This is a genomic window from Lactobacillus sp. ESL0703 (assembly GCF_029433435.1).
Taxonomy (GTDB): domain Bacteria; phylum Bacillota; class Bacilli; order Lactobacillales; family Lactobacillaceae; genus Lactobacillus.
Map to the genome: position 1 here is coordinate 59,290 of NZ_JAQTIB010000002.1, position 20,962 is coordinate 80,251.

Genomic DNA, 20,962 nt, shown 5'->3' on the forward strand with positions numbered 1-20,962 from the left:
AAGTCATAATTTTCTACATCTTAAATTATACTCAATTGTATCTTTTCGTGAGCCGGAAATTAAAAAGTAAGCAAAAATAATATCAATAATTGCTAATAGAATAGTTTCTTGCCAGTCAAACATGGAAGGTGAAGTCATTGTTAGTGAACCTGCTGTGATTGCCATTGCAGTATCGTATAGGGCGTGATAACCCATACTGATTAAGATTGAGTCAGAGTATAAATAGATTGCTGCGAAAACAAAGCCGGCACAACAAGCGCCCAGCATTTGCTGCAAGGTGGCAGAAGCAGATTGGTTAAGAAAGTTTGTTGAATGTAATAAGCCAAAAATTAGCCCATCACTTAAAACGGCCCAGAGAATTTGATTGTGATAGTTTTTAAAATATCGTAGTAATAAATTTAAAACACAAAAGCGCATTAGCCATTCTTCGGCAAACCCGGCTTTAATAGAATCGAAAATAGGAATTGTTATCGACTTTGCTAGGTGGAAGTCCCAAGAGGTTAAAATACTTGTCCAGGATTCACTAGCATTGAAGCCATTAAATAGACACTTAACAATGATGAATAACAGAATAATTCCAATAATTGCTTTAGAGGTTCGTTTACTAATGCGCCAATTTGGCAGCTGAAATCCCCAATCGTGCATTGCGATTAACATAATGATGACAAAAATTATTCCGCCGCTGAATCCGGAAGTATTAAGAATTATTAACCAATCTGCAATTTTTTTAGTATATGTAAAGGTATCTGGTGCAGAAAGTAAAAATGAAAACATGATAAAGGCAATAAAAATTCGGCCCCAAGTACTTTTGATTTTGCTTAGTGCTAGTTTAGCCATTGGAATATACATGATAAGTGAATACAGGGTAGCCAATGCAATCCAAAAAGTATTAGTTAGGATATGATATTTATTTAAGATTATGATTATTAAGTACAATGTGAGCTGGAGCGACAATGTGATACTAAAGCTCTCCCAGTAATAATTAAATTGGACTAGTCGACTACGGGGATTTTGTTTCTTTTTTAATAATGTAAATTGTAAGCAGCTAAGAATTGCCAAAATTAGGATGAGTATCCATGATGTCAAGGCTTTGTTTGATAAGGAAAAATGCTGCTTGACTAGTCCTAAAATAAGAATTGCTAATAAAATAATTGATTGTGCTAAAGTTTGGCAAAAATGCCATTTTTTAATAGTTGATTCTGAAAACATGATTAATCTCGCTTCTAAATATTAATAATTGTGCTTTTTGTTTAATTTGTAAGCAACCAAGAAAAGTATCAGTATGGTTATAATTGCACCAATTATATCTGTTAGATGGTCTGATTTGGGATCATGTAATAAGTTAGCACCTAATTGCATCAGAGGTATTATTATAAAAATAAGATATTCTAACCAACCATGTTTTTTAAGGAATCTTTGATACTTTGATTCGATCCCTAAATTGTTTAAGTTATTAAAATCATTGATATGGATACTAGCCTTTGTTAAAGGAATTAGAATTAATATTAGTAGCAAGAAGAAGCCATGAAGTTTAATAATGTCAAATATATTAGCTAAACAAACTACTAATATTACTAATTCTGTCCAATTTAAACATCCTTTGATATTTTTTAATTCTTGGGCAACATTCTTTTTTTCTAAATATTCACGCATGCCTGAATCCTCCTTTAATAGGGTATCAAGAGAAATTTGGTAATAATCACTTAACTTAATTAGACTAGACATGTCAGGGTAAGTCTTTTCGTTTTCCCAACTAGAAATCGTCTGTCTGCTAACAAAGAAGTCTTCAGCGACCTCTTCTTGAGTTAAATGCCGCGTAATTCGCGCTTGTTTTAAGTGTTCACCAAATTTCATTTTTCTTTCCTCCATATTTGATAAATAAATTATGGTGAAATCATTTTGAAAGGGCAAGCAGAGAATTGTTGCATTATCATAATTGAATAGATATTTCCCGGGAAATAAAAATGGCAGCGAATTAGTTCACTGCCATTTTTATTTGAAAGGTAAGGAAAATTATTTTACTCTGTCTTGTTTGTCGTTGTCTTCTGTTTTTTGACTGTCTTTTTGATTATCATGCTTGTCTTTAGTCGTTTTATTTGCGCCTGTTATCCGATCTTGCAGACTGACAGAATCTTTTTGATGTTGTTCCTGAGTTTTAATGTCAACAACAGTGACGTTAACTTCGACAGTATCAAGACCAGTCATTTCTTTGACTTTATTGTAAATTCTTTCTTTGATTTGGTCGTATAATTTGGTAATTTGTACGCCATATTCTGCAACAATATCAATATCAACGGCAACTTGTGTCTTGCCAACTTCTACATTGACGCCGGTTGTAACGTCGTTATTATTAACAATTTTATCAGTTAGATTGGAGAAGAATCCGCCATCGACAGTTAATAGTCCTTTGATGCCTGATAATGCAATACCAATGATTTTTTGAATCACTTTAGAATCATATTTTAACTCGCCCTTAATTTCTTGATTTGAATTTGTTTGTGTCATATTAAAATTCTCCTTGATAAATTACTTATTCATTAACTTTTTTAGCAGCGGCCAAAAGTGTCCGGCTATTAGACCACAGATTAGCATTACAATTACAAAAATTGTTTTAAAAAAGCCTAGCCATAAAAAACAAAATGCTAAAAGCAGCCCAATTGTAGCGCCACTTATTTCTGGAAGGTGATTCTGCAAAATTTCTTTCATTTTAGCCTCCTTTACTGAACGCGTTTCTCGGGCACTTCGCCGTTATGGTAGTTAGTAAATTTAATTCTAATTTTGGGTTTCTGTTCAATTCCCAATAGTTGCTTGAGATCGACTTTTACTTTTTGAAGGTAATCTTCAAGCAAATTAGCTACGTTTTCACCAACTCCAAGATCACCACTGACCGTGATTTTGATATGACGTTTAGTCAATTTGGAATCAACTTTGGCATTGTTTAAGTAGGGGAGGTCGTTTAACGAACTCAAGATAAAGCCGTTGACGGCTTTACTGGTGACTTTTACTTGTCCGCTTTGTTTGGGAATTAAATTAAAACTGCGTTGTGTTGGCCAAAAAAGCAAAATTAATAAGCTAATAATTAAACTAACAACCATAATGGTACTAATGGCAATTATGTACCAAGTAAAGATGGGATAAAGCTTACCGATTGGTGGTAATTTTAGCTGTAAATATTTTTGCCAGAAGCCGCTATTTTGCCATAAAAGATAGGCTGGCAAAGGTAAAATGAGTATTAGGCATAAGATTGATAGCCATTTTTTGCTGCGTTTCAATCGATCACATCCTTTGTGTATATAAACTTATCATAAACCTTGATTATTTTGTTAGTTAATAATATGCACCAATAAGTATATTATTTTACTTTAATATAGATAAAAACATAAAAAGCGCTGAATTAATTACAGCGCTTTTTAAAATGGGTTATTTAGTTAATTCACTTGCAGCAGCTTGGTCAACAATCACGGTGACGTTAGGGTGTCGTTGCAAAACCGATGCGGGTATATCTTCTGTGACAGGACCCGAAATCATTGCCTTGATTGCTTTGGCTTTGCTGGCACCAAAAGCCAGCAGTATGATTTTTTTGGCTGACATAATGTTGGCAATTCCCATGCAAATAGCAGATTTGGGAACATCATCAATATTATCAAAGAACCGAGAATTTGCTTTGATTGTGTTAGCAGTCAATTTTACTTCATGAGTAATTGAATCAAATGGGGTTCCAGGTTCATTAAAAGCAATGTGACCGTTTTGACCAATTCCTAAAAGTTGGATGTCGATTGGGTTTTCGGCAATGATCTTATTGTAATCAGCTGCAGCACCTTCTGGGTCATCAATAGCCTTAATGCCGTCAGGAAGATAAGTCGTTTTAAATGGCTTTTTGTCAAAGAGATGTTTTTGCATGAAGTAGTGGTAACTTTGGTCGTTATCAGGAGTTAGGCCGACATATTCGTCCAAGTTGATACTGATTAAGTTACTGGTATCAAGGCTACTTGCTGTCAGTTCCTGGTATAAAGTTACTGGAGTAGAACCAGTAGCAAGACCTAGAACTTTAGCACCATTTGCAATTTCATCTTTAAAAATTTTGAAAGCTTCAACACTGCCTTGGATAGTGTCTTTTGTTGTAATTATTTTCATAGTTGCTCCTCCTATACTGATAAACTAATTATAAATTGGTATATGCCAATTCGTCAATGTAAAAAGGAGCAAAAATTAATTTATTTTTCTGAATTAAGCCAATAATTACTGCCATCATCTGTTCGCTCTAACAAATGTGCTTCAACCAAATCACGTCTGCGAGTGACATAGTCGTCGACATATTTGCGAAGAATTAGATTGACGTCTGGTTCTGAATATTTATGATTAATTTCAAATTTGCTAGCCAGGTATTTCAAAATTAGCTGGCGTTTATTGGCTTTTCCGGGCCAAGTTTTAACGAAACCATTTTGATCTAAATAACGTTGTAGTTGTGCTTTTTCTTGTTCGTTCATTGTTTTCACCTGTTAGTTAAAATTGTCTAGCAAAAAAGCTCTGCTCAATGTTACACATGAAACAGAACTTTAAATTGCTAAAATTATTCACTTCTTAATGCAATTGCGGCATCTTTCTTAGCTGCCATTCGTGCAGGGAGATGACCACCAAGTAAAGTCAAAATTGTTGAAATAATGATTAGGATTAATGCATGCATTGGATTAAGCTGTGCCACATTTGTTAAGTCGGTAATGTTGTAAAGGATGCTGTTAATTGGAATGGTCAGTAGGTAGGCAATCGCAATTCCCAAGACTCCTGAGAAAATTCCTAAAATAAATGTTTCGGCATCAAATACACGTGTAATATCCTTCTTACGGGCTCCTAAAGCCTTAAGAACACCAATTTCTTTAGTTCGCTCAAGAACGGAAGTGTAAGTTAAAATTCCGATCATAATCATTGAAGTGACTAGTGAAATTGCGGCAAAGGCGACAAGAACCGTGGTAATTCCGCTGAGCAGACCACCAGTCATTGAGGTAACGGCACTAGACATATCAGTGTAAATGATCTTATTCTTCTTGCTCTTACCCTTATTCCACTTGTCTAGATAATCTAAAACCTTATCTTTGGAATCAAAGTTATTTGGATAAATCATGATACCCATTGGCAAAGTTGAGCCACCGATTGTTTGCATCATTTGCTTCTTTTCAGTTGAGCTCATGTTTTGTCCAGTCATCACGTTTTGGTTAGATTTCTTTTGGGCCTTAACAATGGCAGAATTTTCATTTGCCTTGATAATGTCTTGGGTTAACTGGTCACTGTAAGTAATTCCAGGAGAAAGCAGGGACAGTGAGTCCTTGTTTTTCGGCCGGATAATCCCGACAACCCGCAATGTTGTTTTACTCTTGTTGTACATTGAAGCGTCAGCTTTTTGCGGAATGAACATTCCTGTTGGCAACTTTTGGTAGTAATCATCGTTGTTAATAATTTTGTACTTTTTTCCAATCAGCTTCTTAAATGGCAATTTGTCACCATTTTTAATTTTGAAGCCCAAGTTCTTAAAGACGTTAATGTTGACGGTGTCTTTATTATCGGTTACTAGGATTAGGTCAGTTGCCTTCTTTGGCCAAGAACCATTAAGTAATTGGTAGTTGTCCTTCAAGAATGAGGTCTTACCAGATTTAAGAGTTGTTGGGAAGACTGCAGAGCCGAAGCCGCTGCTTTCCTGAACTTCTGCCAAGGCAGTTTCTTGTGCGCTGGTGGCGCTAGTTGCAATCGTAGAGAACTTAACGCGTTTGATTTTACTGCCGTCTTTAGCTAATAAATTCAGATTAACGCCGCGTTGGTAAGAAATATTATTGGCGTAGTCTGGATTTATTTTTTTGACATAGTCAATATATTGAGGCGTGATCTTGTTTTGGTGTGTGGACGATTGCAGTTCACTTTCTTTGGCAGTAATATAGCCGCGATTCTTGACGTTTTTATCAGAATCGTCGTCTTTAGTGCTTGAGGCATTAGTTGCCGTTTGACTAATTGAAACAGGATATTTAGCCAGTGCCTTACTCATTGTAGTGTCGATTTGCTTTTGAAAACCATTCGACAGTGCCAAAACAATCGCGATTGAAATGATACCGATACTTGAAGCAAAGGCGGTTAATGTAGTCCGACCTTTTTTGGTCATAATATTGGTAAAACTCAATTTAATTGCGTTCCAATAAGACATTTTGGTGCGTTTAAGCTTGAAAGTGTCCTGCTCATCTTTAGGCTCATAAGGATCAGAGTCGTCAAGAATCTTACCGTCTTGGAAATTAACAATTCTGGAAGCATATTCTTTAGCCAGTTCTGGGTTGTGAGTAACCATGATAACTAGCCGGTCTTTGGAAACGCGCTTAATTAACTGCATGATTTGCTCAGAAGTTTCGGTATCGAGAGCTCCAGTTGGCTCGTCACAGAGCAAAATATCGGGATCGTTGGCTAAGGCCCGGGCAATTGCTACACGTTGCATTTGCCCGCCGGATAATTGGTTAGGCTTCTTATTAATATGTTCCTTCAGACCAACTTCTGTTAAAGCTTCAATTGCCCGCTTGTGGCGTTCGGTAGTTGGCACACCTGATAAATTCATGCCCAGTTCAACGTTGGCAATAATTGATAAGTGTGAGATTAAATTATAATTTTGAAAAACGAACCCAACAGAGTTGTTCCGGTATGCATCCCAGTCTGTTTCTTTAAAATTCTTGGTTGACTTGCCGTTGATAATCAGGTCGCCGGAGTCATAGCGGTCAAGCCCGCCGATGACGTTTAACATGGTTGTTTTACCAGAACCACTTGGACCTAAAATGGCGACAAATTCTTGATCGCGAAATGAAATCGAAACATCGTCAAGTGCATGTGTGACAGTATCACCTACATGGTAGGATTTACGTAAATCTTTTAATTGCAGCATACTACTATCCTTTTCTTAAATAAAGTAATAATAAAAACTAGTGTAACATTGATAAAAAAATGAATCTAGGCTAAAAGCTTGGGGTTAATATATATATTAAAAATAATCAGTAATAAATATTACTCGTCAATTTAAATTTTAACAAGTCCCATGGCAGTAAGAAGTGCTAGTAGAATAAATACTGCCAAAATTAACGCGATCATAATTAAGTGTCGCTTTTTATTCATTACTAGTATCCCGGCAAATTCACGAACAATAGCATTAGGCAAGAAGTAAAATCTAGTGTATGAGCCCACGCCGTTGGCATTCAGCCCTGCGGCCCGAGCAAAAAGAGAAGCACGAAAAATATGGTAATTGTTACTGAAAAATTTAGCCTGATAATCGTTACTGCCATAATCCTTAGCCGCTACTTTGGCTGAAAAGAGCATGTTCTGATAGGTGTTTTTGGATTTATCCTCACAGAGAATGTCGCTTGGCGCAATTCCGCGGGCAAGGGCATATTCTTTCATCGCCTGAGCTTCAGAAATTTTTTCATCTTTGCCTTGGCCACCAGACATAATCAGTTTGGGCATTTTGTGTCCCTTGGCGACCTGCTTTTGTGCAAATTGAATAGCTCGGTTAATGCGACTGGCAAGCAGTGGGCTAACTGTTTCGCCATTATATAATCCCGCGCCTAAAACGATGAGATAGTCTTGGTTATATTGCCGTGGTACCAGCTGATAAAGGGCTAGATTAACTAGAAAATTGTAAGCAACCAGTAGGAGATACAACACAACGGCAGGTGTGGCATATAGCAAGGCTTTTAGCCAATTCGGCGCGGCTTTAAATGGTCCCAGCAGAACAACTCCCCAAACGATAATTAAGGCAAGACCAATAAAAAGGGTCAGCAGATTAGGTAGGGTATGGCTTTCACGCTGCCAAACAAAGTAAGCATTCCATAAAAAGAAAAGCCAAGAAAAGGCGGCCATTAAAACAATGACGGTTACCAAAAGTGCCAGCACAACAATATAAATATTAATTAGAATTTGTAAATTCGTTGCGAGGATTAGCACGGTGAACCAAATTCCAAGCATTAAAATGAAGATGGTAAATAAAATACCATTAAAGAGCCGCCGCGGTTCTTTAAGCCATGCTGTTAAAAAGACGATCAATGTGAATAGCAATAGAATTGTTAAGTAGGTAAATGGCTGATTTGAACTGAAAATTTGAAAAAAGTGCATCATATTTCTCCATTTTAGATTTTATGAGTTAAATCTATTATAATGAATACATTTAGAAAAGTCATAGAGAATAAAGGCTGATGATTATGAAAAAATTGTTTAATTGGTTGGGCAATATTGCCGGTATTATTTTGGCATTTGCTAGTTACCAAATCTTGGAGTGCTTTTACTTTTTACCACACCAATTAGAAAAAATGTTGCATATTAATTATGCAATACTCATTGTTTTGACAGTAATTGCAACTGTTTTGGTAGTAGCTTTTATTTTTTATTTGTACCAAAGTCAGTTGAAAACAGCGAATGAGTGGCAGTTTAATCAGTCGCCGCATTGGGATGTTCGGCGTCTGTTAATTATGTTAGTAGGCCTAATTTTAATTGTGGTGTGCGCGTATTCATTACAAATTTTATTAGGAATGACGAAAAGTACGTCAGCTAATCAGGCGACGCTAGACAAAATTTCACTGCAAGCAGGAGGATTATTCATCCCGATGGTTTGCATAATTGCGCCAATTTGTGAGGAAACAATTTTTCGGGGTCTGTTTTTCAATACCTTTTTTATGAAAGAAACTAAGGTAAATAAGTGGCTGGGAATTGTTTGCAGCGGCTTTGTCTTTGCCTACATGCACGACCCGAGCATTACCAAATTTATTATTATCTATTGGGTCTTGGGCTGCATTTTAGCCTGGGTTTACATGACAACTAGGGATTTGCGGTATTCGATTCTAACGCATATGTTGTATAATTCGCTGCCTTATCTGTTAAACAGTGTTTCACTTTTAATGAAGTGATTTAAAATAAATGGCGATAAAATTGTAGTGATAACAACTGCGATAATTAGGCTGGAATAAATATTCTGCGGAAACAGATGGCTGCTCTGACCAAGCTGGGCAACAATTAAGGCTACTTCACCCCGGGAAATCATACCTGCACCTATAATATTGCCTTCATTTTTATTGAAGCCAAAAAGTTCACTGCTGTATTTTCCCGCCCAAAATTTAGAAATAATTGCCAAAATAGTTAGCACACAGATGAAGCCTAAGTCCTGCTTAAAACTGCTAAAGGTGATTGCTAAGCCAATATTGGCAAAAAAGACAGGAATAAAAACGGCGTAACCAATGGTATCAATAGAGTGTTCGATTTTTTGGTGTTGTGGAGTTTGTCTAAGAGCAAGGCCGCCAAAGAAAGCACCGATAAAATCTGATAACCCCACATAATTAGCGCTCCAAGCTAGGGTTAAAACAAGAATTAGTGCGGCAATGTCGCTTGCATGATTAACTGTCATCTTGCTTGCAAGCTGCATTAATTTTGGTGTTAGCCGATAGATTAGCCAGATAAAGCCAAAGTAGCCAATTTCCAAGGCAAAATTTAAGAAAAGATTAGTAGTCGGACCGCTGTTTTTTCCTGAATGACTGAATGCTGTGAAAATGCTAAGCACAATTACGGCTAAGATATCGTCGACAATGGCAGCACCCAGAATTGCTGTTCCAGCACGGCTGTGCAACTGACCTTGTTCTTGCAAGACGACCACAGAAATCGAGACACTAGTTGCAGAAAAAACAATGCCAATAAAAATTGCTTCCAGTATTGACATGCCGAATAAATAGCTAGCCAGTCCAATAAATGTAATCGGCAAAATTACGCCAATTGCAGCAATGGTAAAACTTAGTTTGAAATATTTTTTAAGCAGGCCAAGATCACTTTCTAATCCAGCTAAGAACATTAATAAAATTATCCCGAATTGTGAAAAAAGACTGATTAAATCACTTGGCTTGACCCAGTTAAGTAGGGCGGGTCCAAGTAAAATTCCCGAAATCAGCTGTCCGATAACTGTTGGCATCTTTAACCGTGTAAATATTTGTCCGAGGATGATTGAACTAAATAAGATTAAAATTAATTCTCCTAAAAAAGTCATAGTATCCCTTTCTTTAGAATAAACAAAAAAACTTTCAAGCAGCTCTTTGACCCAAAAGAGCAAATCTTGAAAGTTTTTATTTTGGTAATAAAACTCCAACCACTAAAAGTATTTAATTAAACAAGAGTGTAACTTAAAATTTATTTATCTGCAACTAAACCTGTTTGTTTAGGATTTTTCGGTTTGGTTTTGGCCAGCAATGCCAAACTAATAGAAATCATGTCGACGCATTCCTGCAGGATAGCTCCCCAGAATGCAGGTATTACACCTGTGAAGGCGATTAATTCAATAATGATAACAATACTGATGGCCGTCAAAACATCAACGTTTGCTACTTTCATTGTATGTTTAGAAATGGCAACAGCATCGTTAACCTTGGATAAATCGTTGACCATAATAACTGCATCGGCACTTTCGCTGGCAGCTGATGCACCTTTAGCACCCATGGCAATACCGACATCGGCAGCGGTTAGACTAGGGGCATCATTAACACCATCACCGGTCATTACAACTGGGCGATTTTCTTCTGGGACTTCTTTGATTGCCTGGATTTTTTGTGCTGGCAAAAGCTCAGAGCGAATGTCATCAACGCCTACTTCATTACCGATCTTATCGGCAACGTCTTTATGGTCACCGGTTAACATCATGATATGTTCACCGCCTTGCCGCTTTAAGCGGGCAACTGTTGCGGCACTTTCTGGTCGTAACTGATCCTTGAAAGTAATGTAGCCAGCATATTGGTTATCAATTGAAACATAAACAGCAGTAGAGTTAACAGCGTTAATTTTTTCATTAGGGGCAACATAACTTAATTTACCGACTTTAATGTTGTGCTTTTCAACTTCGCCGCTGATTCCTTCACCGGTTGTTTCTTTAATATTAGTAGCAGGCTTCAAAAGCCGCTTGTTTGTGACGTCAACCAAAGAATTAGCAATAATATGACTTGATTGTTGTTCGACACTAGCAGCATAGCTTTGAAGAGTTTCCTTATCAAGTTTGCTATCGGGAGAAGGAACGATTGCGTCAATAACCAATTGGTTTTCTGTTAAAGTACCAGTTTTGTCGAAGGCAAAAGTCTTAGCCGTAGCCAATTTTTCGAGAGTTGGACCTGACTTAACAATAATATGATTCTTGGACATTGAACTCATGCCGGAAACTAGGGCAACTGGCGCCGCGATTAATAATGGACAAGGAGAAGCAACAACCATAACTTCGGCGAAGTTAACTGGATTGCCTGAGTGAACCCAAGCTGCAATTCCGATAATTAAGGAGATGACAGTAAATGGCACGGCATAACGATCTGCCATTTTAACAAATTTTGCTGGTTGGGCCTGTGAAGATTTAACTAAGGAGACGATTGTTTGGTATTCGGAATCGCTGGCCTTTTTGGTAACAATCATTTCGACAGCGTCACTACCATTGATTGATCCTGACATTAGTTCGTCTCCGGGCTGTTTATCAACTGGAACAGATTCACCAGTTAATGAAGATTGGTCAAAACTGGATGTTCCTTTGATTACCTTACCATCAACAGGAACTTGTTCACCGGGTTTAATTAACACGTGGTCATCAAGTTTTAACTGGTCAACATCAATTGAAACAAGTTTGTCATTGACAATTTTATTAGCAATACTTGGGGAATTACTTAATAGGGAACGTAGTTCCTTATCTGCTTGACCAGTGGCATAATCTTCAAGGGTTTCACCACCAGTCATCATCACTAAAATCATCCATTCGGCCCATTGGTCACCAATTAAAATGGTTGAAACAACGGCAATTACAGCGAGAATATCGACACCATAACGACCAGTCTGGAAGTCGTTAACAATTTCCTTTAATAAGAAAATTGCCATCATAATTCCAATAATATCGATTAAAATTGTTTGAATAGGAAATTGTAAAGTGCCGATTTGAAATAAACTTTTTGTTTTTAAAACGAATTGGCAGATAAGACCAATTACACCAGCAACAAGTACAAGGATAAATTTCCATTGTCGTTTTAAATTCATTAATATAATGCCTCCACTAATAAAATGTTTGTATGAGCTTTATTCTAACACTAATTAAAACGTCACTATAGCTAGTCAAAGATTTAAAAAATATTTCCCGGGAAATAAAAAAGCAAGAGAAGTTATCTCTTGCCTAATCTAATAGTCACTTAATCTGATAATTTTATTACTTTGCTGCTTTTTATTAGTAGATTTTGAAGCACAATGAGTATGTGTCTCTTGGGTGCACTGGGATATTTGAGAAGTAGATTTTAAGTATCCTAATTTTGCCCGTCTGATTGCATCAATTACGTCGAGTGAAGACATTGTAATATAATCAGAATTATCACCATAATCATTTGTTTCGGCAAAATAATGATTAATTTTTTTAACGCCTTCAGCTGAGAAATGTTCCTGCTTAGCCAAATCCAGCAAAAGGGCATGGAGTCTAGTAGCTGAAACTACTTCATGTTGCAACATTTCAAAAATTAAGGAAGAATTAACATCAAGTGACTTTAACCGCCGGGCAATTCTATCTTTATAAAAGGCATTGATGATTCGCAAAATTTCATCAAAGTTATCGGAAGTATTGTTTAATCTCTTAAGCTTGAAAATTAATGCTTCTCTTTCCTGTACTGATAATTCAGCGCCGCGAGGATATGAATTTTCCCTAATAATTGCATTGATTAAACTAGTTAGGTTGTTTGTGTCCGTTTTATTTGGCATCGTAAACATCATCCTATTCTGTTTTTACACTAGTTGTTATTTAATTAGTGATCTTTTCTCTTCCACCGATCAAATGCAACTTATTATATCTAAAAATAACAGTTATATATTATTAATCAATTAACAGAAAATTAATTAAAACGGCTTATACACGGCAAAAATACAAATTTATCTTGCTTAAATTTATTATAGTACAATTTATTAAAAAGTGAATATAAAAAGTAAATATCCTTAAAATAATTCGAATTATTTTAAGGATATTAGTTAGAATTAGCAATTTATTTTTGGAGTTACAGTATATTTTTCGTCGAAATTGTGAACAATGTAATTAAATGCTTTAATCCATTCACGCCTTGTTAACAGCCCTTGAAAAACGTCATGATCGTCAACAACGGGCAAGAATGCATTATCAACTAATAAATGCAGCTGCACTTCTAGGGTAGTTTGTGTAAAGTTGATTTTGTCAAAATCCGTTTGCATTACGTCGCGAACTTTTAATTCTGATAGTGGCTCAAGCGATATTTCATCGGTCTTCATCATTTTATCGGTAATCATTGCTAAACTGAGAAGACCAACAACGTGATTCTGACTATCTAAAACAGGAATTTTGGAATATTTGACTCGTGTTAAAATTAAAAATGCATGGTAGAGCGGATTATCATCTAAAACAAAGGCAACTCTTGATGCAGGAATAAGAAATGCACCAGATTTTTCTTGAATTAAATGCTTGATTGCGGGTGAGAACATAAATAGGCCTTTCGTCTATATAAGGGAAAAGGCTCGCAAATTGCGAGCCTGTTAGTTTTCATCTACTTTGAAGGAGTAAGAATGAATGAAATAAAAAAGTGGGAGTATGTAACAAGCTTTCTTACTTGCTTGCTACAGTTTAAATAATAAACATAAATTATGAAGTTAGCGTGGCAAAAATCTTATGAAATAGTAAAGAATTCCTTTAGAACTTTTAAAGGCAAAAGAAAAACTCACGCAACACACGTGAGTCGAAAGGGATAGATATGAAATTGACTTATAAGTCATTTCGGTTTGTTCATTATTTATACTTGGAGGAGTATGAATGAAAAACAAAAAAGTTGAGTTGTAATATACGAGGCTTTTAATCCTTGTTTATTACTCTTTTAGTATAACTGGTAAATATGAAAAAAGTGTGACGAATTTAAAAAATAGAACATTTTTTTAATTATTAAAAAATTGTTTGCCAGCTTGATGCTTGTTATAATTAGACTGATTTTGATGTTAGATTACTGCCTGATAGGCAATTAAGGAAAGAAATGGAACAAAAAAATTATCATAAAAAAATCATTTTTTGGTTACGCTTTGCGGGGTGGTTATGCTTACTGCCGGCTTCAGCGTGGCTGTATCTATGGCAGCTTGCCAGTAATTTTGGCTTAGGAAGTTATACCGGCCTAATTTTAGCAGAATTAATTATTACTGTTGTGTTTGCGATATTTCTTTTAACAACTGCAAACAGCGCAAAATGGGGAAAATTACGCAATATGGTATTTTTACTGGTATTTGCTCTGATATTTATTTCGTTAATCATCCTGATTCCACTGTGTTTTGCTTACCGAAACTGCCGCAAGTTGAATGAGTGATTGGTATACGGCGAAAAATATTTAAATTTAGTAAAATCTACTAGGCTAAGATGGGGTTGACTACCAAATGTAGTAATATGGTTGTTAGTATATTTATTGTTATTGAGGGAGATATATGGATAAAAAAGAGAAAATTGATTCTCGGGGCAAACGAATAGGGAAGTTTGTTCTGACAACAATTATTTACTGCGCTATTTTATTGGCGCTAATCTATTTGTATCAATATAGCGGCCTTACTTCGGTTCACTTTATTTACGACGAATTTTAAGGTGGTGTTACTAATATGATTAAAGACATAATTAAGAAAATTGACGAGATTGCAGCAGCTGATCCAGACCGGATTGCTTACGATTATCTCGGTCAAACTAATACCTATGGCGATCTGATGCGGCGCTCCAATGCGTGGGCGCACAAAATTGCGAGCTTGAATATCCCAGAACATAGTCCAATTATGATCTGGGGTGGACAAACATTTGAAATGGTTGCCAGCTTTTTAGGCTGTGTTAAGTCAGGACATGCTTATATTCCAATTGCCAGTTATTCTAATGCGGAACGATTAGTGATGATTCAGGAAGTATCAGAAGCACAAGTTGTCTTGGCAATTGATGATTTGCCGACAATTGATCTAGCTCAATTACAAGTTATTCATCCAAGCGATGTTGAAGATGGCGAGTTTGCTGTTGATCCGGCTAACTTTGTTGAAGGTGATGATAATTTCTACATTATCTTTACTTCTGGAACTAGTGGTAAACCAAAGGGAGTTCAAATTAGTCATGATAACTTGTTGAGCTTTGTTAATTGGGAAATGAATGACTTTGCGTTGCCTGAACATCCAAGCTTTTTGGTTCAAGCACCATACTCATTTGATCTTTCTGTCATGAGTCTGTATCCAGCACTTGTTGGTGCAGGTAAACTGGTTGTTTTGCCGCATGATGTAACCCAAAACTTTGCCCAATTATTTGTGACAATGCCTAAGTTGCAATTTAACGTTTGGGTATCAACTCCTTCGTTTGCGCAAATGTGTTTCTTAGACAAGACATTTGATGGCGCGCACCATCCAGATTTAACGCACTTCCTATTTTGCGGCGAGGAATTGCCACATACTGAAGTAGCAATGCTGCGTCAGAAATTTCCGAATAGTAAAATTTTCAACACTTATGGTCCAACTGAAGCAACAGTTGCCGTTACGCAAGTTGAAATTACTGACGATGTGCTGGCTAAGTATGATCGCTTGCCAATTGGTAAGGTTAAGGAAGATACGCGGATTACGATTGATAAGTCTAAGGGCGATGAACCGGATGAAGGCGAAATTGTCATCGAAGGGCCGAGTGTTTCCAAGGGATATATGAATAATCCTGAAAAAACGGCTAAGGGTTTCTTCAAGGATCCTGCTGATAAGTACATGAGTCACCGTTCTGGAGATGAAGGTTTCTTTGATGGGGACATGCTGTTTTACCGTGGCCGAATTGATTTTCAAATTAAGTTTAACGGCTACAGAATTGAGCTTGAAGAAATTAACCACTATCTTGGTAAAAATAAGTTCGTTGACCACGGTGTTGCTGCACCAAAATACAATAAGGATCACACGGTTAAGCAGATTGTTGCCGAAATCGAGTTAAAAGATGGCGTTAAAGAGCAATATTCAGAAGCAGAAATTACCAAGGCAATTAGAGATGATTTAGCTGCTGGCTTAATGCCATATATGATTCCCCAACGTTTTGTTTACCGGGAAAAATTGCCAGTTTCACAAAACGGTAAGGTAGACATTAAAGCTGTAATTAAGGAGGTTAATGAGTAGTGAACTTCATTAACTTACAGCCTTATGGGAATCCGCAGTACTTTATTTATTTGATTATTGGTTTATTACCGATGATTATCAGCTTGTATTATGGTCACCGACTGAAGACTTATGAGGTTATTTTCTCGTTAGTTTTTCTGTTCCTGATTTTTGATGGTACTAAGTGGCAACAAGGTGTTAGCCTGCTAATCTATCTTGCATTTGAATTGCTGCTGACCTACGGTTATTTGCATTATCGTAAGGTTGGTAAAAATAAGACGTGGGTCTTTTATCTAGCAGTAATTCTAGCAATTGTTCCACTAGCACTAGTGAAAATCCAAACGGCGTTTCCAAAGGCTAAAATTCCGGGTGTGCTTGCGTTCTTAGGGATTTCTTACATTACCTTTAAGACCGTGCAAGTCATTATGGAAATTCGTGATGGTGCAATTAAAGATGTAAAACTCGGGACATACCTGCGTTTTCTATTGTTCTTCCCGACGATTTCGTCAGGACCAATTGATCGTTACCGCAGGTTTGCTAAAGAATGTGATATTGCACCAAAGCGTGAGCAATATGTCGATGATTTAGCACATGCTGTCCGCTATTTGTTCCAAGGATTTCTTTACAAGTTTGTTTTAGGCTGGTTTTTCGGGACGTATTGGCTGCCGATTATCAGTAAATCGGCGTTAATTGCCGGTAATGCTGCTGGTGGGTTAAAGCTTTCCTGGTGGCTTGTTGCTTATATGTACTGCTACAGTATGTATTTGTTCTTCGACTTTGCCGGGTACTCATTGTTTGCTGTAGCGATTTCCTACTTTATGGGAATTCATACACCAATGAACTTTAATAAGCCGTTTATTTCGCAAAATATCAAGGAATTCTGGAATCGCTGGCACATGACGCTGTCGTTTTGGTTCCGTGATTACATTTATATGCGGTTTACCTTCTTTGCAATGAAGAAGAAGCTGTTTAAAAATCGTATTAGACTGTCACAAGTGTCATACTTCCTATTATTCTTAATTATGGGCTTTTGGCACGGCTTAACGTGGTATTACATCGTTTATGGTGCATTCCACGCAACGGCAATTATTATTAACGATTATTGGATTAGATTTAAAAAGAAACATAAAGGACAAATTCCGTCGAATAAATTTACAAAATGGTTTGCAATTTTTCTAACATTTAACGTTGTTTGTTTTAGTTTCTTGATTTTCTCCGGCTTTCTTAGTCAATTATGGTTTGGCTGGAAGTAACGGATAGTTTTGTTTAAGGGGTATAAAAATGGATACTACAAAAGAAGTTTTAGCAATTTTACAAGATTTAACTGGTGAAGATTTGTCAGATAGAATGGACGAAGACATTTTTTCTAATGGCTTGATGGATTCAATGGCCAGCGTACAAATGCTACTCAGTCTGCAAGAAAAGTTTGATATTGATGTTCCTGTTTCAGAATTTGATAGAACTGAATGGGATACACCAGCTAAGATTGTGGCAAAGGTGGAAAATTTAGAAAATGAATAACAAACGCCGACTGTGGCAGATTTTTGGCCCGGTTCTCTGCGCTATAATCTTGCTTTTGGTGATTTTGTTACTGCCATGGGAACGGACTTTTTCAAAAGGTTCGATTTATCAGGCAGCTAATTCACAGACGACAACCATTTTTAAAGGCTCGCGAATGAAGCAAAATGCCTTTGATGAGGGTTATGTGCCGTTTTACGGTTCAAGTGAATTGTCACGAATGGACCCGCTGCACCCAAGTGTTTTAGCTGAAAAGTATCACCGTAATTACCGGCCGTTCCTACTTGGTGGACCTGGTAGTCAATCTTTGGCCCAATTTTTAGGGATGCAGGGAACAGCGGAGCAATTAAAGAATAAGAAGGCGGTGGTGATTATCTCGCCGCAATGGTTTACGAAAAAGGGTCAAGACCCAAATGCGTTTACCTTATATTATTCACCGCTGCAAGCTTGCAATTTCTTATTGGGAGTAAAGAAAAATACCGTTGCCAATCGGTATGCGGCTAAACGATTTTTGCAGATGCCGGAAGTAAAAGGCGAAATTAAGTCGGGGATGCGTAAGGTTGCTCAAGGTCAGCAATTAAGTGGAACCCAGCGGTTTATTTTGGAAAATCAACGGCGCATGTTAAATACGGAAGACAAGTTCTTCAGTACATTCCAACTGCGTGATCGCATCCAAAAAATTAACGAACGTGCTAAATTGTTGCCTGACCAATATTCAGTTGCTGGGCTTGAACGAGTTGCTGATGAGCAAGCAGCAGCACATACCAATTCCAATCCGTTTGGGATTAATAACAGCTTCTTTAGAGCACGTTTAGATAAGAAGAATTTGCGTAAGCTGAAGAACAGTCAACGTAAATTTGATTATACTAAATCAGCTGAATACAGCGATTTCGAATTGATGCTGCAGCAGTTTGCTAAACAACATACCAACGTGTTGTTTATCATACCGCCAATTAATCATAAGTGGTCAAGCTATACTGGTCTATCGCAAAAGATGTACCAGAAGTCAGTGTCGAAGATTGAGTACCAACTTGCCAGTCAGGGCTTTGCTAATGTTGAAGATTTATCAAAACGCGGCGGGCAAAAGTACTTTATGGAAGATACGATTCACCTTGGCTGGCGCGGCTGGGTTGCAGTCGATCAAGCAGTTCAGCCGTTCATGGCGAAAGCTAACTTGCCTTATAACTATAATATTCATAACTATTTTTACACCAAAAAATGGCAAAACAAGCCATATGCGATTAGTGTAACGAATAGAACGCCTCTAGATACAAGTCAGAAGGAAAGTTTAAAAGACAATTAGTGCGCCAGAAAATTGATGCTCTGGGAATAAAAGGCTCTGTTTTAGTAATTAAAAATGGTAAAACTTTGCTGGACTATGCTACAGAAAACACGACTGACACTAGTTATTTAATTAATTCTGTCCAAAAGTCGATGACCGCGGCAATGGTAATGCACGAGGTGCAAAAGGGTAACTTAAGTTTACACGATCATCTTAGTAAGTTTTATCCGGAAATTCCGGGAGCCAAAAAGATAACAATCAAAAATCTGCTGTCAATGACGGCTGGTCTTGACCTGCAGCCTGGGGCCAAGCTGGGACAAAAACATTTTGTTTCTGATAACAGTAATATCAATCATGATGCTGCTAAAACAATGTTTACCGCAAATATGTTAGGTAAATGGCATTATAGCTCGCTTAACTATATTTATTTATGCGGTATTATGACGCAGATTACTGGCAAAAGTTATGAGCAATTGTTCCGGGAAAGCTACATTAAGCCGCTGCAGTTAAAGCATACGGCATTCTTGTGGTCGAAGTCAGAAAAAATTATTACTAGTGGTTTGGTACCAGGGATGGTTTATCGCGATGGGCGCTACCTTGTGGTTAAACACAAAACAGCTTTGCGTGATGCCCGTAATGAACTCGGTGCTGGGTCTGTTGTAATGTCAAACGAAGATATTGCTAAAGTAATGCATTATATTTTGGCTGGGAACATTTTAACAAACAAGAGTCGGAAACAGTTGTATGCGGCTGGACCGCCAGTATATTATAATGGCGGGCTGTATAATAACGTTAAGTACAATCTTAAAACTGCTAATGGTGCTGGTGAGGGCTATTATACCTTTGTGCGCAGCACCGATAATGGCAAAACGATGATGATTATTCAGTCTAACCGAACTAATAGTGGTCAGTTTGCCATTTTGAAAGCAGAAATCAATCAAATCATGGCACAGTTGATTGGTTTGAAGTCTGGTAGTGAAAATATAACAGGTTAAACCTTGTCTTTTGCCAGATTGCATGCTAAAATCTTGTTGTGTCGTTATAGGAAAGTATTCATTTTCTCCGGTAGCGAAAATGCTAACTTCTATATGTGGTCAGTAATAGCGACACAAAACTGTGTGAGCTTAGTTCTAATGTTGGTGGAACTAGGCTTTTTTGATACCTAAAATTAATTCTGCCGTCTTGCTAATGAATAGTGTATAATGTGCTTATATTAATAAAAGGAGCACAATTATGACCAGAGCAGAATTAAAAGCAGAGGCAAAAAAGAAATTGCATGGTAATTGGCGCTGGGCAGTTGCCGTAGTCTTGATTATCTCATTGATTAACGTAATTGTTTCTAGTCCCAGTTATATGCAATTTGCTGTGCGGGGTAATCTTGCGGGACTGGATTATAAGTTTCAAATGCACTGGCTGCTAGAAATCTGTTTATCAATTTTTATTGGCTTTTTTGCATTAAGTTATGCCGTAACTTTTTTAAATTTATGTGATGGTCGTAGGGAAAATGCTGTTAAGTCAGCTTTCTCAGCCTTTTATGATAATCTTTTTATCCCAGAATTCTTGAATTATCTGCTGCAAAATATTTTTGAACTTTTGTGGGGCTTATTGCTGATTATCCCCGGTCTAATTAAGAGCTATTCTTACGCGATGACGCCGTATATTGTTAAGGACATGGTGGATAGCGGTCAACATGTTGGCTTTACTACTGGTGTTACTGCTAGCAAACGTTTGATGGCAGGGCATAAGTGGGAATTATTTGTTCTTGATTTAAGTTTTGTGGGCTGGTATGTGCTTCTTTGTGGAATAGGAATTTTGCTAGGTGTTGGTTTTTCTTTCTTGGTTAAGGCAACAGGACTTTTTCAAATTTTTGCTAGTACAGTAACAGTTGGCTTATGTGTTAGCCTTGGCTTGTTAGTGTTGACGCCGTATGTTCAAACAACTAGGGCAGAATTTTACCGTAATTTGGCGGGTAATCAATTTAAATAATAAAAAAGCAGGAGGTAAACTCCTGCTTTTTAGTTA

General features: G+C 37.1%; 22 protein-coding genes and 1 other annotated feature. Of the genes, 9 read left to right on the top strand and 13 right to left on the bottom strand.

The genetic code is table 11. The annotated features are described in order from the left end of the window. Positions 1–3: 3 nt before the first annotated feature. The 9 genes from PT278_RS02820 to PT278_RS02860 all read right to left on the bottom strand — a co-directional run bounded on the left by PT278_RS02820 (position 4) and on the right by PT278_RS02860 (position 8,130). Positions 4–837 (bottom strand): CPBP family intramembrane glutamic endopeptidase, encoded by an 834-nt coding sequence (locus PT278_RS02820; RefSeq protein ID WP_277130064.1) that lies wholly within the window; start codon positions 835–837, stop codon positions 4–6. Positions 838–1,230: 393 nt separating this feature from the next. Continuing rightward, on the bottom strand, positions 1,231–1,854 hold the full coding sequence (locus PT278_RS02825; protein WP_277130067.1) for a helix-turn-helix transcriptional regulator: 624 nt from the start codon (positions 1,852–1,854) through the stop codon (positions 1,231–1,233). 159 nt (positions 1,855–2,013) lie between these two features. Beyond that, the gene (locus PT278_RS02830) at positions 2,014–2,505 is read right to left on the bottom strand and encodes an Asp23/Gls24 family envelope stress response protein (RefSeq protein ID WP_277130068.1); all 492 of its coding nucleotides are present in this window, start codon (positions 2,503–2,505) and stop codon (positions 2,014–2,016) included. 21 nt (positions 2,506–2,526) lie between these two features. After that, the gene (locus tag PT278_RS02835) at positions 2,527–2,706 is read right to left on the bottom strand and encodes a DUF2273 domain-containing protein (protein WP_277130070.1); all 180 of its coding nucleotides are present in this window, start codon (positions 2,704–2,706) and stop codon (positions 2,527–2,529) included. An 11-nt stretch (positions 2,707–2,717) separates the two neighbouring features. Continuing rightward, positions 2,718–3,272 (bottom strand): alkaline shock response membrane anchor protein AmaP, encoded by a 555-nt coding sequence (gene amaP / locus PT278_RS02840; RefSeq protein WP_277130072.1) that lies wholly within the window; start codon positions 3,270–3,272, stop codon positions 2,718–2,720. Between the two features lie 148 nt (positions 3,273–3,420). Next, complete coding sequence (locus PT278_RS02845; RefSeq protein WP_277130073.1) at positions 3,421–4,134, bottom strand: glucosamine-6-phosphate deaminase; 714 nt, start codon at positions 4,132–4,134, stop codon at positions 3,421–3,423. An 80-nt stretch (positions 4,135–4,214) separates the two neighbouring features. Further along, positions 4,215–4,487 (bottom strand): DUF2087 domain-containing protein, encoded by a 273-nt coding sequence (locus PT278_RS02850; RefSeq protein WP_277130074.1) that lies wholly within the window; start codon positions 4,485–4,487, stop codon positions 4,215–4,217. Positions 4,488–4,570: 83 nt separating this feature from the next. Beyond that, positions 4,571–6,907 carry an ABC transporter ATP-binding protein/permease gene (locus tag PT278_RS02855; protein WP_277130076.1) on the bottom strand — a complete coding sequence of 779 codons (2,337 nt, stop codon included), beginning with the start codon at positions 6,905–6,907 and terminating at the stop codon, positions 4,571–4,573. A 131-nt stretch (positions 6,908–7,038) separates the two neighbouring features. Beyond that, positions 7,039–8,130: a YdcF family protein gene (locus tag PT278_RS02860; RefSeq protein ID WP_277130078.1), complete on the bottom strand. Its 1,092-nt coding sequence runs from the start codon at positions 8,128–8,130 to the stop codon at positions 7,039–7,041. Between the two features lie 83 nt (positions 8,131–8,213). On the opposite strand from PT278_RS02860, the gene PT278_RS02865 reads away from it, so the two are divergent. Beyond that, positions 8,214–8,915, top strand: a complete 702-nt coding sequence (locus tag PT278_RS02865; RefSeq protein ID WP_277130081.1) for a type II CAAX endopeptidase family protein — start codon at positions 8,214–8,216, stop codon at positions 8,913–8,915. On the opposite strand, the gene PT278_RS02870 is transcribed toward PT278_RS02865, so the two are convergent. The 4 genes from PT278_RS02870 to cbpB form a co-directional block, all read right to left on the bottom strand. Continuing rightward, entirely contained in the window at positions 8,879–10,039 is a 1,161-nt protein-coding gene (locus tag PT278_RS02870; protein WP_277130083.1) for a cation:proton antiporter, read from the bottom strand. The genes PT278_RS02865 and PT278_RS02870 overlap by 37 nt on opposite strands. A 41-nt stretch (positions 10,040–10,080) precedes the next feature. Further along, positions 10,081–10,140, bottom strand: a sequence feature (sodium ion sensor (DUF1646 type); this cis-regulatory element may regulate processes involved in with the transportation of sodium ions). 39 nt (positions 10,141–10,179) lie between these two features. Further along, positions 10,180–12,048: a heavy metal translocating P-type ATPase gene (locus PT278_RS02875; RefSeq protein WP_277130086.1), complete on the bottom strand. Its 1,869-nt coding sequence runs from the start codon at positions 12,046–12,048 to the stop codon at positions 10,180–10,182. Positions 12,049–12,186: 138 nt separating this feature from the next. Further along, a complete protein-coding gene (locus PT278_RS02880; RefSeq protein ID WP_277130088.1) occupies positions 12,187–12,753 on the bottom strand; it encodes a hypothetical protein in 567 nt (188 codons plus the stop codon). 270 nt (positions 12,754–13,023) lie between these two features. Further along, complete coding sequence (cbpB, locus tag PT278_RS02885; RefSeq protein ID WP_277130091.1) at positions 13,024–13,500, bottom strand: cyclic-di-AMP-binding protein CbpB; 477 nt, start codon at positions 13,498–13,500, stop codon at positions 13,024–13,026. A gap of 539 nt (positions 13,501–14,039) precedes the next feature. Between cbpB and PT278_RS02890 the strand changes: the two genes are divergently transcribed. The 8 genes from PT278_RS02890 to PT278_RS02925 all read left to right on the top strand — a co-directional run bounded on the left by PT278_RS02890 (position 14,040) and on the right by PT278_RS02925 (position 20,926). Next, positions 14,040–14,363: a hypothetical protein gene (locus PT278_RS02890; protein WP_277130093.1), complete on the top strand. Its 324-nt coding sequence runs from the start codon at positions 14,040–14,042 to the stop codon at positions 14,361–14,363. A 115-nt stretch (positions 14,364–14,478) separates the two neighbouring features. Next, a complete protein-coding gene (locus PT278_RS02895) occupies positions 14,479–14,631 on the top strand; it encodes a teichoic acid D-Ala incorporation-associated protein DltX (protein ID WP_277130095.1) in 153 nt (50 codons plus the stop codon). Between the two features lie 15 nt (positions 14,632–14,646). Further along, positions 14,647–16,161, top strand: coding sequence for a D-alanine--poly(phosphoribitol) ligase subunit DltA (dltA, locus tag PT278_RS02900; RefSeq protein ID WP_277130097.1), 1,515 nt, complete (start codon positions 14,647–14,649; stop codon positions 16,159–16,161). Continuing rightward, on the top strand, positions 16,161–17,393 hold the full coding sequence (gene dltB / locus PT278_RS02905; protein ID WP_277130100.1) for a D-alanyl-lipoteichoic acid biosynthesis protein DltB: 1,233 nt from the start codon (positions 16,161–16,163) through the stop codon (positions 17,391–17,393). Before dltA ends, dltB begins: the two co-directional genes overlap by 1 nt. Before the next feature lie 28 nt (positions 17,394–17,421). Further along, positions 17,422–17,661 carry a D-alanine--poly(phosphoribitol) ligase subunit DltC gene (gene dltC / locus PT278_RS02910; RefSeq protein ID WP_277130103.1) on the top strand — a complete coding sequence of 80 codons (240 nt, stop codon included), beginning with the start codon at positions 17,422–17,424 and terminating at the stop codon, positions 17,659–17,661. Continuing rightward, positions 17,654–18,961 (top strand): D-alanyl-lipoteichoic acid biosynthesis protein DltD, encoded by a 1,308-nt coding sequence (dltD, locus tag PT278_RS02915; protein WP_277130104.1) that lies wholly within the window; start codon positions 17,654–17,656, stop codon positions 18,959–18,961. The genes dltC and dltD overlap by 8 nt, the downstream gene beginning before the upstream one ends. Then, on the top strand, positions 18,961–19,935 hold the full coding sequence (locus tag PT278_RS02920) for a serine hydrolase domain-containing protein (RefSeq protein WP_277130106.1): 975 nt from the start codon (positions 18,961–18,963) through the stop codon (positions 19,933–19,935). Before dltD ends, PT278_RS02920 begins: the two co-directional genes overlap by 1 nt. 238 nt (positions 19,936–20,173) lie before the next feature. Then, positions 20,174–20,926, top strand: a complete 753-nt coding sequence (locus PT278_RS02925) for a DUF975 family protein (protein ID WP_277130108.1) — start codon at positions 20,174–20,176, stop codon at positions 20,924–20,926. Positions 20,927–20,962 lie beyond the last annotated feature (36 nt).

Bases quoted from the DNA above. Each gene is read 5' to 3' on its own strand.
- PT278_RS02820 (WP_277130064.1), bottom strand. From the start codon at position 837: ATGGCTAAACTAGCACTAAGCAAAATCAAAAGTACTTGGGGCCGAATT.
- PT278_RS02825 (WP_277130067.1), bottom strand. From the start codon at position 1,854: ATGAAATTTGGTGAACACTTAAAACAAGCGCGAATTACGCGGCATTTA.
- PT278_RS02830 (WP_277130068.1), bottom strand. From the start codon at position 2,505: ATGACACAAACAAATTCAAATCAAGAAATTAAGGGCGAGTTAAAATAT.
- PT278_RS02835 (WP_277130070.1), bottom strand. From the start codon at position 2,706: ATGAAAGAAATTTTGCAGAATCACCTTCCAGAAATAAGTGGCGCTACA.
- PT278_RS02845 (WP_277130073.1), bottom strand. From the start codon at position 4,134: ATGAAAATAATTACAACAAAAGACACTATCCAAGGCAGTGTTGAAGCT.
- PT278_RS02850 (WP_277130074.1), bottom strand. From the start codon at position 4,487: ATGAACGAACAAGAAAAAGCACAACTACAACGTTATTTAGATCAAAAT.
- PT278_RS02855 (WP_277130076.1), bottom strand. From the start codon at position 6,907: ATGCTGCAATTAAAAGATTTACGTAAATCCTACCATGTAGGTGATACT.
- PT278_RS02860 (WP_277130078.1), bottom strand. From the start codon at position 8,130: ATGATGCACTTTTTTCAAATTTTCAGTTCAAATCAGCCATTTACCTAC.
- PT278_RS02865 (WP_277130081.1), top strand. From the start codon at position 8,214: ATGAAAAAATTGTTTAATTGGTTGGGCAATATTGCCGGTATTATTTTG.
- PT278_RS02870 (WP_277130083.1), bottom strand. From the start codon at position 10,039: ATGACTTTTTTAGGAGAATTAATTTTAATCTTATTTAGTTCAATCATC.
- PT278_RS02875 (WP_277130086.1), bottom strand. From the start codon at position 12,048: ATGAATTTAAAACGACAATGGAAATTTATCCTTGTACTTGTTGCTGGT.
- PT278_RS02880 (WP_277130088.1), bottom strand. From the start codon at position 12,753: ATGCCAAATAAAACGGACACAAACAACCTAACTAGTTTAATCAATGCA.
- cbpB (WP_277130091.1), bottom strand. From the start codon at position 13,500: ATGTTCTCACCCGCAATCAAGCATTTAATTCAAGAAAAATCTGGTGCA.
- PT278_RS02890 (WP_277130093.1), top strand. From the start codon at position 14,040: ATGGAACAAAAAAATTATCATAAAAAAATCATTTTTTGGTTACGCTTT.
- PT278_RS02895 (WP_277130095.1), top strand. From the start codon at position 14,479: ATGGATAAAAAAGAGAAAATTGATTCTCGGGGCAAACGAATAGGGAAG.
- dltA (WP_277130097.1), top strand. From the start codon at position 14,647: ATGATTAAAGACATAATTAAGAAAATTGACGAGATTGCAGCAGCTGAT.
- dltC (WP_277130103.1), top strand. From the start codon at position 17,422: ATGGATACTACAAAAGAAGTTTTAGCAATTTTACAAGATTTAACTGGT.
- dltD (WP_277130104.1), top strand. From the start codon at position 17,654: ATGAATAACAAACGCCGACTGTGGCAGATTTTTGGCCCGGTTCTCTGC.
- PT278_RS02925 (WP_277130108.1), top strand. From the start codon at position 20,174: ATGACCAGAGCAGAATTAAAAGCAGAGGCAAAAAAGAAATTGCATGGT.